The organism is Paraburkholderia sp. GAS82 (genome assembly GCF_050436285.1).
Taxonomy (GTDB): domain Bacteria; phylum Pseudomonadota; class Gammaproteobacteria; order Burkholderiales; family Burkholderiaceae; genus Paraburkholderia; species Paraburkholderia phenazinium_B.
In genome coordinates this window covers 380,029-392,134 of the sequence record NZ_JBNDLX010000006.1, presented here as the reverse complement: position 1 = coordinate 392,134, position 12,106 = coordinate 380,029, and the positions used below count along the sequence as shown (strand labels likewise).

Sequence of the window (12,106 nt, the reverse complement as noted above, 5' to 3'; positions counted from 1 at the left end):
ATGTTCTCTGTGCGGGACAAACCCGCCCAGAGAACGAGGCGTCCAATATAAACGCTCCGGCAAAACTTTTCCGGGTTCGCGCAACGCGGGGTTATCCAACGCCCATGGCAACTCACGGACCCGCGAAGACGAGGGAGTCCAGCCAATCGCCTATCGGCTGCAAGAAGGCTGTCCGGCGCAACTTAAGAAGTTATGCTAATTAACCAGCTCAGCACGTGCGCGAAGACCGTTGCAGCGCGTCAGGGAAAAGAAAAGGCGCCGAAGCGCCTTTTCCGTCAAACCGGATCACCTGACTTACGGCGCATTCCGCTTGGCGTTGTCCTTGGCTTGTTCCTTGCCATCGCCGTAGGCCTTGCGGATTTCGCCCGCGCCTTGCTGGAGATCGCCCTTCAGTTCCTGGGTCTTGTTGCCCGTGGCCTTGCCGACGGCTTCGTTGACCTTGCCCTTGACTTGCTCGCCCACACCCTTCACTTGGTCTTTGTTCATGTTCGACTCCATGCGATTGCAGTGCCGACGCGACATTGCGCCAGTACTTTCATCCCCGCAACGGCCGTGCCCGACTCTCATCCCCCTGCCATGCCACCCGAAAAAATTTTTACGCGCAGCCCTAAAGTCGCCATTTACCCTGCCGATAACGAGGCATGGACCCTATTCCGACCGCGCCGAACAACGCCTTGCTGGCGACGTTTATCGATCAGGACATTGCGCACATCCGTCGCGTGATGGAGCCCTCACTACTCGGCGATCTGGCCGGCCCGATCCTGCCGCCTGCCTACTGGCGCGGGCGTCTGAACAAGTTGCTCGATACCGGGCATCTGAGCCACGCGCAACTGTGCGCAGTCGACAGCCTTCTGTTGGTACTCACCCAGTTCGATCCCGCCGACAGCCTCCCCGCCTGGAAAACGCTGCCGCTCGGCGCGCACGAAAAACGCCCGGCGCAGGCACGGCGCGTTCGCTGACCGCCCCGCCCTCTGGACAGGTCGCGCCTTCCCTCGTTTCCCGCTTTTACCGGCAAACCAGCAGGTAAAAAAAAGCCGCGGACTCGGGGCCGCGGCTGAACACACGGTAACGCGGAGATCAGCGTCACTAGGGATAAGCCTAACAACCCTAAATCACGCCCGCAATAACACTACCTAACGCGGCACCTATACGGACAGCTTTCTTGTCTGACATGTCTGCAAGCTGGCTGCTTTAAGCGGTCCCCCAAGCACGTAACCGTACCTCCCGCCGTGCCAATACGGCGATCAATGCTCGCCGCGGCGATATTTTTGCCTCGGTGCCGAGCCACAACGCGCCGTTTCAGCCACTTTTGCTCACCCAACGCGGGGAAAAACAGGAAAAAGGGACAACTCCAGGTCATAATGTCCGCAAAAATCCCCAGCAAGGACCGCTAGTGACCCAGGCCCCACCGCTCGAGCTGCTACAACAGGCGCGCACACGCTTCACCCAACGAGAAATCGCCGCTCACGTTGGCAAGGACATCAAGACCGTGCGCCGCTGGGAAAAAGGTGAAACGCCCTGTCCGTCGATGCTCGAACCCGCGCTGCGCGATCTGCTGCAGGGCGGCGCGGCGGTCAAGCACGGTGCGGCTAACGGGACAGCCAATTTCCGCTTCATCGATCTGTTCGCCGGCATCGGCGGCATCCGCATGGGCTTCGAGGCGCAGGGCGGCGCGTGCGTCTTCACAAGCGAGTGGAACGATTTCTCGAAGAAGACCTACCTGGAAAACTACGGCGCGGATCACTCGTTTATCGGCGATATCGTGTCGTTTCCCGCCAGCGAGGTGCCGGCGCACGACGTCCTGCTCGGCGGCTTTCCCTGCCAGCCGTTCTCGATCGCGGGCGTCAGCAAGAAGAACGCGATGGGCCGGCCGCACGGCTTCGAGTGCTCCACTCAGGGGACGCTGTTCTTCGACGTCGCCCGCATCATCGCGGCCAAGCAGCCTGCAGCGTTTCTGCTGGAGAACGTGAAGAATCTGCTCTCCCACGACAAGGGCCGCACCTTCGAAGTCATCCTCCAGACCTTGCGCGACGAACTGGGCTATGAAGTGCACTACAAGGTCGTCGATGGCCAGCATTTCACGCCGCAACACCGCGAGCGCATCATCATCGTCGGCTTTCGCGGCAAGACCGCGTTCTCATGGGACGACCTGCGTCTGCCGAGCGTCGGCCCGCGGCTCGGCTCGATCCTGCACCGTACCGACGGCAGCGAACCGGTGCTGCCGTGGGACCACGACCGCTTCTTCGATCACGCGAAACAACGCGTGCAGCCGAAGTACACGCTCACGCCGAATCTGTGGACCTATCTGCAGAACTACGCGGAAAAGCATCGCGCGGCAGGCAACGGCTTCGGTTTCGGCATGGCCTACCCCGATAGCGTGACGCGCACCCTATCGGCCCGTTACCACAAGGACGGCTCCGAAATCCTCGTCTCCCAGGGAAAGCGGCTGCGTCCGCGCCGCCTCACGCCACGCGAATGTGCCCGACTCATGGGATTTCCCGACACCTTCCGGATTCCCGTCAGCGACACCCAGGCCTACCGCCAGTTCGGCAATAGCGTTGTGATGCCGGTGATGCAGGAAGTCGCGCGCATCATGCTGCCGCACGTGCAGGCGCGCCTGCGCGCGAACTGATGGTCGACATCGTCGACGCCGCCACCCGCAGCCGGATGATGTCCGGCATTCGCGGACGCAATACCAAGCCGGAGTTGCTGATCCGCAGCCTGCTGCACCGGCGGGGCTTCCGTTTTCGGCTGGACGCGCGCGATCTGCCGGGCCGCCCCGACATCGTTCTGCCTCGCTACCGCGCGGTTATCTTCGTGCACGGCTGCTTCTGGCATGGCCACGATTGCCCGCTCTTCAAATGGCCACAGACGCGCCCGGACTTCTGGCGCGAAAAGATCGGCCGCAACCGCGCCAACGACGAGAGGTCGCGCGCAGCTCTGCTCGCGGCCGGCTGGCGCGTCGGCGTAGTGTGGGAATGCGCATTGCGTGGAGCCAATCGGGACCTCGACGGCGTTCTACAACGACTGGTCGACTGGCTGCACAGCGACGTCTCCGAACTCGACGAGCGCGGCTGAGGCCCCGGCTCAGTTTGCCGGCTCATTGCAAACCCGCTGTAAATGAGCCGCCCGATAACCGCACATCATTCCCAGTGAACGCCTGTCCGCAAGCGGGCGAGAGGCGGGCGTGACCCAGCCCGCCTCGACCAGGCAGACGAGCCGCCGGTGATACACTCGATTGGCTCACCCGGGTCTGTCCGCGAGTCTGCCAGCACAATGCGCAGTACGCGTTTTTCCGGCAGCTCGCCCCATCTGGGAACCACCTGAAGGAGGCATATGATGGCTGATTTCCGTCTCTGGTCCGACGACTTTCCCACCAACGGCTTCATGCCGAAAGCGCAGGAATACCACGACAAGGCGTTCGGCGTAGATGGCGAGAACATCTCTCCGTCGTTGCAGTGGGAAGCACCGCCGGAAGACACGCAAAGCTTCGCCCTCACCGTCCACGATCCCGATGCGCCAACCGGCAGCGGTTTCTGGCACTGGGTCGTAGTCAATATTCCGGCTGATGTCCGCTCGCTGCCGCGCAACGCCGGCAAGGTCGACGGCAGCCTGCTGCCGCAAGGCGCGCTACAGGTTCGCAACGACTACGGCACAGTCGGCTTCGGCGGCGCAGCGCCGCCGCGCGGCGACAAGGCCCACCGCTACATTTTCCGCTTGCATGCGCTGAAGGTTGCGCACCTGCCGATCAATGCGGAGACGACCAATGCGGTCGCCCGTTTCATGACTCACCTGAACGAACTCGATTCGACGACGCATACCGGTCTGTACGAGCTGAAATAATCACGCGCACAGTGGCGCTGCGGTGCGCTCCAGGGCCACTGCGGCGCCGCCACGAAAGCGCCAAGAAAACGCCAAGAAAACGCAGCGAGAACCGGGCAACGAGGCAGAGCGGCGCGGCGCAGGATGCGCGCCGTGTGCTCCCACCCGAACTCGCACATAACTCCTGAGACGATGCACGCACACGCTTCCGGTAAAGACGGTTCCAGTCCCGCAGGCGCTCCCGCCGGCGCCCACTCCCTCCCGCCCGACCCCGAACTCGGTCTGCCCCTGCCGCAGCGCTACTGGGCGATTGTGGTCGTGGCGCTCGGCATTACCCTCGCCGTGCTCGACAGCGCTATCGCCAACGTGGCGCTACCCACCATCGCGCGCGATCTGCATGCGAGCGCCGCCGCGTCGATCTGGGTCGTCAACGCGTATCAGCTTGCGATCACGATCTCGCTACTACCGCTGGCGTCGTTAGGTGACCGTATCGGCTATCGGCGTGTTTATCTGGGCGGACTGATCCTGTTCACCGTCGCCTCGCTCGGCTGCTCGCTGTCCACTTCGCTGGTGACGCTCGCCGCCGCGCGAGTGATTCAGGGGTTCGGCGCAGCGGGCATCATGAGCGTCAACACGGCCCTCGTACGTACCATCTATCCGCCAGCCCAGCTCGGGCGCGGCGTCGCCATCAACGCGATGGTGGTGGCGGTCTCGTCCGCGGTCGGTCCGACGGTGGCCTCTGGGGTACTCGCCATCGCGCCGTGGCCATGGCTCTTTGCCATCAATGTGCCGATCGGTCTCGCGGCCATCGCCACCGGCTTCAAGGCGCTGCCGGTCAACCCCGGCCACAAGGCGCCATACGATTATCTGAGTGCCGTGATGAACGCGTTCGCATTCGGCCTGCTGATCTTCGCGGTCGACGGACTCGGACACGGCGAAGCCTGGGGCTATATCGCGCTCGAAGCGATCGGCGCCGTGGTGATCGGCTATTTCCTCGTACACCGGCAGTTGACGCAGCCCGCGCCGCTACTGCCCGTGGATCTGCTGCGCATTCCGGTGTTTGCGCTATCGGTCGGCACCTCGGTTTGCTCGTTCGCGGCGCAAATGCTGGCGTTCCTTTCGTTGCCGTTCATGATGCAGGACAACCTCGGCTTGTCGCAGGTTCAGACTGGCTTGCTGATGACGCCCTGGCCACTCGTCATCATCGTCGCCGCGCCGCTTTCGGGCGTGCTGTCGGATCGTATGTCGGCGGGCTTGCTCGGTGGAATCGGACTCGTTGCCATGACGGTGGGTCTGCTGCTGCTCGCCACGCTCGGCACACATCCGGATAGTCTGCAGATCGCCTGGCGCATGGCGGTATGCGGCGCGGGCTTCGGCATCTTCCAGTCGCCGAACAATCGCACCATGCTGGCGTCGGCGCCGCGCGCGCGTAGTGGTGGCGCGAGCGGCATGCTGGGCACTGCGCGACTGACCGGACAGACGCTCGGTGCCGCGCTGGTGGCGGTGATCTTCGGCACCGTGCCGCAGCACGGGCCGACCGTCGCGCTGTATGTGGCAGCGGGTTTTGCGGCGGTAGCGTCAGTGGTGAGCACGTTGCGCGTGATGCAGCGGACAACTCCGGCCGCTGCATAGGCTCGCGTTTTCGCAGACGAGGACGTGGATTTGGATATGAGTAGCCAGTGCCGCACAACAGCTTCACGAATCCGAAACACGCATAACGCGAACCTCAAAGGCTCGCATTACCCTTCAGCACGTCCACCACGCACAAGCAAAAACGGCGGCCTGGTGGCCGCCGTTCGCATGCTTTCGTAGCATTGAGTGGACCGCAGACAGCGGCACCGAACCTCAACTCACCGCCTGATCGATTCGACGTGACAGCGAGCAACTGAGACCCGCCGACACCTGAGCGCATCATCACGACTGAGCGCCACATTGAGCGCTTAGTCACTTCAACGCTTCAGGTTGCTGCCACGTCCGCGAGCTTTACCGCTTTGGCCGTCACCGAAGACGCCGTCGCCACGTTGCGCAGGTCCGCGAGGAACGTATCGCGCCACACCGACAGATTGTTCTCGCGCAGCGGCGCCATCATGTCCGCATGACGGGCCTGTCGTTCCGCGAGCGGCATGGACAGCGCACGTTCGAGTGCTTCGGCCATCTGCGACAGGTCGAACGGATTCACCACCAGTGCACCCGGCAACTGCTCGGCTGCGCCGGCAAACTGCGACAGCACCAGCACGCCCGGATCCGCGGGATCCTGAGATGCCACGTACTCCTTCGCAACCAGATTCATCCCGTCGCGCAGCGGCGTCACATAACCCACTTGCGACTGCCTGAACAAGGCCATCAGCAGATTGCGTTCGTACTTGCGGTTCAGATATTGAATCGGCGTCCAGTCGAGCTGCGCAAAGCGGCCATTGATACGCCCCGCTTCACCCTCAAGCGTCTGACGAATGCGCTGATATGTTTGCACGTCCGAGCGCGTCGGCGGTGCAATCTGCACCAACGAGACGCGGCCGTGCCAACCGGGCGCCGTGAGAAGCAACCGCTCGAAGGCCTGGAAGCGCTCGACCAGCCCCTTCGAATAATCGAGGCGGTCCACGCTCATGATCAGCTTGCGGCCGCGCATGCCATCGCGCAGGCTGCGCACCGGTTTGCGGTCGGTGAACTGCTCCGCGGCTTTGGCGATTGCATCGGGATAGATCCCGATCGGATAGGCCGCGACTTTGAGGAAACGGTTATAGGCGTGCACCATGCCGTCGTCGCTCGACGTGCCGTGCTGCCCGCGCTCGATATAGTCGACAAACGACTGCCGGTCCGCTTCAGTCTGGAAGCCGACCACGTCGTAGCTGCACATGGCCTTCACGAGTTCCTCGTGCGGCGGCACGCTACGCAACACTTCCGGCACCGGAAACGGAATATGCAGGAAGAAGCCAATCGGGTTTTTCACGCCGAGTTCGCGCAAGCACTTCGCAAACGGCAGCAAGTGGTAGTCATGGACCCAGATGATGTCATCGGGCTTGACCATCTCCTTCAACTGCTTCGCGAGCGTCTGGTTCACGCGCAGGTAACCGGCGTACTCCTGACGATCGAAGCGCGACAAGTCGTTGCGGTAGTGGAAAGTCGGCCATAACGTCGCATTCGAAAAGCCGCGGTAGTACTGATCGTAGTCGCGCTTGGTGAGACCCACCGTCGCGTAAGTCACGTTGCCCTGCTTTTCGATTACCGGCGCCGATGGCTCTGCCACCGTTTCGCCGCTCCAGCCGAACCATACGCCGCCTGTTTCCTTGAGGGCGTCCAGTACACCGATTGCAAGACCACCTGCTGCGGGGCGGCCTTCCTGCGTCGGCGCGACACGATTCGAAACCACAATCAATCTGCTCATTGGTGCTCCACCTCATTCAGTTGTTCGTTGCATGCGGGGATGTGCCGTCGTGGTGCATGCAAGTCGCGTGCCGTATCTCTAAATTCGCGGAATAAAAATGTGTGCAAATGTGACAGGCAAGCAGAAACCTGCCGTCCGCAGGCATCGCGCGAAAATTTTTTGCTTCGTATGAGGAAACGACGAAATCAGTCAGGCGTCCTGCTCGGAACCGAGGTCACGCTGATATTCGATGCCTTCCGGGCGTACCCCACCCTGGTTGTGTTCGCCGTCCGGTGGCGCGTCGGGCGCAATGCGGTTCTGCCCTGCTGGATCGTGTCCTGGCGAGTCCGCTCCTGCAGACGGGCCGCCCGATGGCGAAGTCCCTGCTCCGCCGCCGGGGCGCGAATCGCGCTTCGAATGGCGCGCGGAGCGCCGCAATGCCGGGTGTCTCATGATCGATGCCTCCTGGGGAAGCCCGCCGCCCTCGTTGACGGCATCAACATAGTCTAGGGCTCACGACAGTAATTTGCCGGTAAAACCGTCGCCGGCTTTGTAACAAGTACATCAACGAACGAAACGCTGATGGCGGCCACAAAATGATAAGGAGCGAAGTGGCCGGCGCCTCGAAAGTCGCGTCAGAGCGCCAACTACAAGAGCGCACCGCGCGAAATATGCGGCGTCTCATTCGGCTGCGGAGGCGGATCGCCGATAGGCGGTGCAGTGGGTTCGACCGGTTCGCGGGTCGGGTCCGGCACCGTATCGGGCTCGTGAGGGTTGGGCGGGTCAGTCGGCTCGGGGCGATGCGCCTCGAGCACAGTAGCGTGGGTAGGCGACGGCATAGAAGTCCCTTGTGTGCGTTTGGGACAATCGCAGCAAGGCCTATGCCGGGGCGCAAGCGCCCCGGTGCAACAACCTCAGGCGTCGGCACCGCCCAGGGCGCGCGATTCGTCTGAAGCGTCCCCGTCCTCGCGGCTGGCATCATTGCCGTACTCGACCAGCCGGTTGTACAGCGTCTTCAGACTGATGCCGAGAATTTCCGCTGCGCGGGTTTTCACGCCACCGCACTGCTCAAGGGTAGCAAGAATCAGCTGACGGTCCGCTTCGGCAAGCGAGGTACCGAATGGAATCGTGATCGCCGTGCCGGCGGCCGGTTTGGACAGCGTGATCTGCAACGGCACCGTCGCCGTGTTATCGGAATCCGTGCCCGACATGATGTGCGCGCGCTGCACATAGTTCTTCAGTTCGCGCACATTGCCAGGCCATGGATAGGACATCAGCATTTCCTTTACCGCCGGCGGGAAATGCTTTCGCGTGCCGTGACGCTCGTTGAGATCGTCGAGGAACGCCTGCGCCAGCAAATCGACGTCCTTGCCGCGTTCGCGCAGCGGCGGCAGGCTGATCGGAAACACGTTCAGGCGGTGATACAGATCCAGACGCAGCTTGCCTTCGAGCACTGCCTGCTCCGGATCACGATTGGTCGCCGCAATCAGCCGCACGTCGGTTTCGATTTCCTTCGTGGTGCCGACCCGCATGAACATGCCGGTTTCGAGCACCCGCAGCAGCTTCACCTGCAGTTCGATAGGCATTTCGGTGATTTCGTCGAGGAAAAGCGTGCCGCCGTTGGCCCTTTCGAAATAGCCTTTGTGCTGCCGGTCTGCGCCCGTGAACGAACCCCGTTCATGGCCGAACATTTCCGATTCGATCAGGTTCGGCGAAATGGCGCCGCAGTTCACCGCGAGAAACGCGTGCTTACGGCGCAAGCTCAACTGGTGCAAGGTCTGCGCGGCCACTTCCTTGCCGGTGCCGGACTCGCCTACCAGCATCACCGATGCTGCAGTAGGCGCGACGCGGCCAATCTGGTCGTAGACCTCCTGCATGGCCGGCGAATTGCCGAGCATCAACCCAAAGCGGCCCATACGGCGCAACTCGCCGCGCAACGTACCGATTTCCGCCTTGAGATCGCCGGGGCGCGGCAGGCGCGACAGAATTGCCTTCACGCGCTGCATGTTGATCGGCTTCACCAGATAATCGGTCGCGCCCATCTTGAGGGCGTTGACGGCCGATTCGACCGTGGCATGGCCGGTAATCACAATAACTTCGACGCCGGAGCGCGGGTCGAGGTCTTCGAACAGGTCAACCCCGCTGCCGTCCGGCAGCTTCAGGTCGGTAAACACGACATCCGGCATCTGCCGGACCAGCTGGATACGCGCTTCGCGCAGATCGCCTGCAGTGGCAGTGGTGAGGCCGTCTTCGCCAATGATGGCAGCGAGCGCCTCGCGGGTACCGGCATCGTCATCAACAATCAATACGTGTGGCATCGCGTCTCGAAAGCCCGAAGGGGTCTGGTTGTGGATGGCATGCGTGAAGGCATGGAAAAACGGCTGGGCGCTGGTACGTCCCCGCAAACAGAAGGCGGCGACGTGAGGACCCACTAACTTTCGGGGCGCCTCCTCGAGCTCCAGCAAAAAACCGCACCTGGCACAAATTCGCAACAATATACGTGTTACGCGGCGCCGAGTGGTCCTATTGTTGTATGAATCCCCATTATAAAACTTTATTGCGGCGAATTGTCAGGTTTGCCTTACACCCAACTGCGGCCCTTTTGACAACAACCGAGACAACTCGCGCGAGGCGTATGCGGCTCAGCTGTGCGGAAACGGCCATGCTTCACCGAGTCCGTTTGGATGGCTCGCGCCGTTTGTACCGGTGGCGGGGGCCGCACCCGCCGGACTCGCGGTCGCCGGAGCAGTTTGAGCAACGTTGACAACCGCTCCGCCCTCGTCCTCCCAGCGACTCAGGTCCCGGTTCAGATGCGCCTGCGAGGCGCGGTGCTTTTGCGCCCAGCGCCACGCCAGCAAACCGCCTACAGCCACCAATGCGCCGAAAATGCCGATCCTGGGCCGTGCCATGTTCAACCTCCATACGTAAGCCGGTAATCAATGGAATCATTCAGTGCCGTTGCCTCGTCCGACCAAGCCCTTTAAGGTTGTCCTGACAGACAGCGGGCAGGCAGACCGTCCGCTGCGCCGTCTAGCGTGTTGCCAGCACGCCGAGCAGAAATCCCACACTGGCAGAAATTCCGAGGGCGCGCCAAGGGTTGTGCCGCACATAACGCTCGGCGTTCACCGTGGCGACCCGGTAGCGCCGCTGCGCCGCGCCTTGCGCATCGCCGATCGCCGCTTGCAGGGTCTCGACGTGCGCCCCGAGGCGCTCGCGCAATGCCTCGACACCTTCACCCGGCACGTTGGCGGCGAGTCGCAGTATTTCCTCCGAGTCGGTCAGCAGCACCCGCAAGTCGTCAACGATCTTCTGCCGCCCGAGTTCAAGCTGTTGTGTCGTGTGAGTCATGAGTCGCTCCTATCTCTATGTCGGCGCGCGTTTGGCGTCGCAAACCAGCCGGAAACGCGCCGCACGTCCCAAAAGTGATAGGGTTGCAAACGGCATACCCGATAATCTAGTCGATCGATAGCAGCGTACCGAGTTCCGCATCGGCAATCGCGACAATCGTGCCGATTCGATATCCGGTCGGCGGTCAATATTGCCGGCTGACTGTGCGCACCGATCGGCATTCAGACAGACCGCCACCAATGCACCGTCGTAAGCGCGCCGTCGCAAAACAGACACTTCACGCGCCGAGCATGCGCTTTGGACGGCAACACGCGGCACAATTTTTTAGTGGCTTGCTTCGATCCGCATTCGTCGTCGACATGCACGTTGCCGTGACAAGCCACCGATGGTTAAATCAATTTTTATGAGATAGTGATCCATTGCATGAATGCACAGGCTCACCCTCTTCACAGGCCTGCGCGGCACTATCGAACACATTTGCACAGGACAACCTGGTTATGGCGTCAATCGATCTGGACTCCCCCACACTTGCCTCCGGCGGCGACGCAGCGGCAGGGGGGAAGTCTCGCGTGACGGAGGGCGTCGCGGGCCTGAAGTCGTACGGTCTGCTGTACGGCTCTTCGCCCGTCATGCTGGATTTATACGAACAAATCGAACGCGTGGCCTCCACCGACGCAACCGCGCTGATCATCGGCGAATCCGGCACCGGCAAGGAACTGATCGCCCGCACGATTCACGATCACAGCGGGCGCAAGGACGCGCCCTTCATCGCCGTCAACTGCGGCGCGATCCCTGATGAACTGATCGAAGCCGAACTGTTCGGCCACGAAAAAGGCAGCTTCACAGGCGCCGTGCAGGGCCGCGTCGGCTACTTCGAACACGCCAACGGCGGCACGCTGTTTCTCGACGAAATCACCGAGATGGCGCCGGTGCGTCAAGTGAAGCTGCTGCGCGCGCTGGAGACCGGCACGTTTTATCGGGTCGGCGGCAACGAACTGATTCAGAGCGACGTGCGAGTGATCGCGGCCACCAACCGTGACCCTGCGATCGCCGTGAAAGAAAACGGTTTGCGCGAAGACCTGATGTATCGGCTCGCCGTGTTTCCGCTGCGCGCGCCGCCGCTGCGCGAGCGCGAAGGCGATCGTGAATTGTTGGCGCAGCATTTCCTCGCCGCGTTGAACGCACAGGAAAGCACCAGCAAGAGCTTCAGCAAACGTTCGATTGAAACGCTGCGAACCTGGTCGTGGCCGGGCAATGTGCGCGAACTGAAAAACGCCATTTACCGCGCCTTCATCCTCGCCGAGAAATCCGTCGAACTGCCTCATCCGCACCTCGCGTCACGCGTGAAGAAAGCGGTCACCCAGGGCGATGCGATGAGTGTCTGGATCGGCACGCCGCTTGCTGATGCGCAGAAGCAGATCATCCTCGGCACACTGAAGTACTGCGGCGGCGACAAACGTCGCGCGGCGAAGGCACTCGGCGTGAGCCTGAAGACGCTCTACAACCGGCTTAGCACGTACGGCACCGACGACGCGACCGAAGAAAAAGAAAGCGAGTCCTGACAGTCGCCTGTCT

At 62.1% G+C, this 12,106-nt stretch carries 13 protein-coding genes; 6 read left to right on the top strand and 7 right to left on the bottom strand.

What is annotated here, in order from left to right; genetic code table 11:
• Window positions 1-294: 294 nt before the first annotated feature.
• Window positions 295-486, bottom strand: coding sequence for a CsbD family protein (locus tag P3T17_RS20980; protein WP_074265443.1), 192 nt, complete (start codon window positions 484-486; stop codon window positions 295-297).
• Between the two features lie 155 nt (window positions 487-641).
• Here P3T17_RS20980 and P3T17_RS20975 point away from each other — a divergent pair, with 155 nt between their 5' ends.
• The 5 genes from P3T17_RS20975 to P3T17_RS20955 all read left to right on the top strand — a co-directional run bounded on the left by P3T17_RS20975 (window position 642) and on the right by P3T17_RS20955 (window position 5,454).
• Window positions 642-959: a hypothetical protein gene (locus P3T17_RS20975; RefSeq protein ID WP_429286279.1), complete on the top strand. Its 318-nt coding sequence runs from the start codon at window positions 642-644 to the stop codon at window positions 957-959.
• A gap of 434 nt (window positions 960-1,393) precedes the next feature.
• A complete protein-coding gene (gene dcm, locus P3T17_RS20970; protein ID WP_429286280.1) occupies window positions 1,394-2,632 on the top strand; it encodes a DNA (cytosine-5-)-methyltransferase in 1,239 nt (412 codons plus the stop codon).
• Window positions 2,632-3,078: a very short patch repair endonuclease gene (locus P3T17_RS20965; protein WP_429408752.1), complete on the top strand. Its 447-nt coding sequence runs from the start codon at window positions 2,632-2,634 to the stop codon at window positions 3,076-3,078. The genes dcm and P3T17_RS20965 overlap by 1 nt, the downstream gene beginning before the upstream one ends.
• 261 nt (window positions 3,079-3,339) lie before the next feature.
• Window positions 3,340-3,843: a YbhB/YbcL family Raf kinase inhibitor-like protein gene (locus P3T17_RS20960; RefSeq protein ID WP_074265447.1), complete on the top strand. Its 504-nt coding sequence runs from the start codon at window positions 3,340-3,342 to the stop codon at window positions 3,841-3,843.
• Window positions 3,844-4,014: 171 nt separating this feature from the next.
• Complete coding sequence (locus P3T17_RS20955; RefSeq protein WP_429408751.1) at window positions 4,015-5,454, top strand: MFS transporter; 1,440 nt, start codon at window positions 4,015-4,017, stop codon at window positions 5,452-5,454.
• Between the two features lie 325 nt (window positions 5,455-5,779).
• Here the strand turns inward: P3T17_RS20955 and otsA are convergent, their stop codons facing one another.
• The 6 genes from otsA to P3T17_RS20925 all read right to left on the bottom strand — a co-directional run bounded on the left by otsA (window position 5,780) and on the right by P3T17_RS20925 (window position 10,531).
• Window positions 5,780-7,204, bottom strand: a complete 1,425-nt coding sequence (gene otsA / locus P3T17_RS20950; RefSeq protein WP_074265449.1) for an alpha,alpha-trehalose-phosphate synthase (UDP-forming) — start codon at window positions 7,202-7,204, stop codon at window positions 5,780-5,782.
• 189 nt (window positions 7,205-7,393) lie between these two features.
• A complete protein-coding gene (locus tag P3T17_RS20945; protein WP_429408750.1) occupies window positions 7,394-7,636 on the bottom strand; it encodes a hypothetical protein in 243 nt (80 codons plus the stop codon).
• 194 nt (window positions 7,637-7,830) lie between these two features.
• Window positions 7,831-8,022 (bottom strand): hypothetical protein, encoded by a 192-nt coding sequence (locus tag P3T17_RS20940; protein WP_429408749.1) that lies wholly within the window; start codon window positions 8,020-8,022, stop codon window positions 7,831-7,833.
• Window positions 8,023-8,097: 75 nt separating this feature from the next.
• Window positions 8,098-9,501, bottom strand: coding sequence for a sigma-54-dependent transcriptional regulator (locus P3T17_RS20935; RefSeq protein ID WP_074265452.1), 1,404 nt, complete (start codon window positions 9,499-9,501; stop codon window positions 8,098-8,100).
• Between the two features lie 324 nt (window positions 9,502-9,825).
• Window positions 9,826-10,092 (bottom strand): hypothetical protein, encoded by a 267-nt coding sequence (locus P3T17_RS20930; protein ID WP_429408748.1) that lies wholly within the window; start codon window positions 10,090-10,092, stop codon window positions 9,826-9,828.
• Between the two features lie 121 nt (window positions 10,093-10,213).
• The gene (locus P3T17_RS20925; RefSeq protein ID WP_074265454.1) at window positions 10,214-10,531 is read right to left on the bottom strand and encodes a DUF883 family protein; all 318 of its coding nucleotides are present in this window, start codon (window positions 10,529-10,531) and stop codon (window positions 10,214-10,216) included.
• Window positions 10,532-11,028: 497 nt separating this feature from the next.
• On the opposite strand from P3T17_RS20925, the gene P3T17_RS20920 reads away from it, so the two are divergent.
• Window positions 11,029-12,093 carry a sigma-54 interaction domain-containing protein gene (locus P3T17_RS20920; RefSeq protein ID WP_429286286.1) on the top strand — a complete coding sequence of 355 codons (1,065 nt, stop codon included), beginning with the start codon at window positions 11,029-11,031 and terminating at the stop codon, window positions 12,091-12,093.
• Window positions 12,094-12,106: the final 13 nt, after the last annotated feature.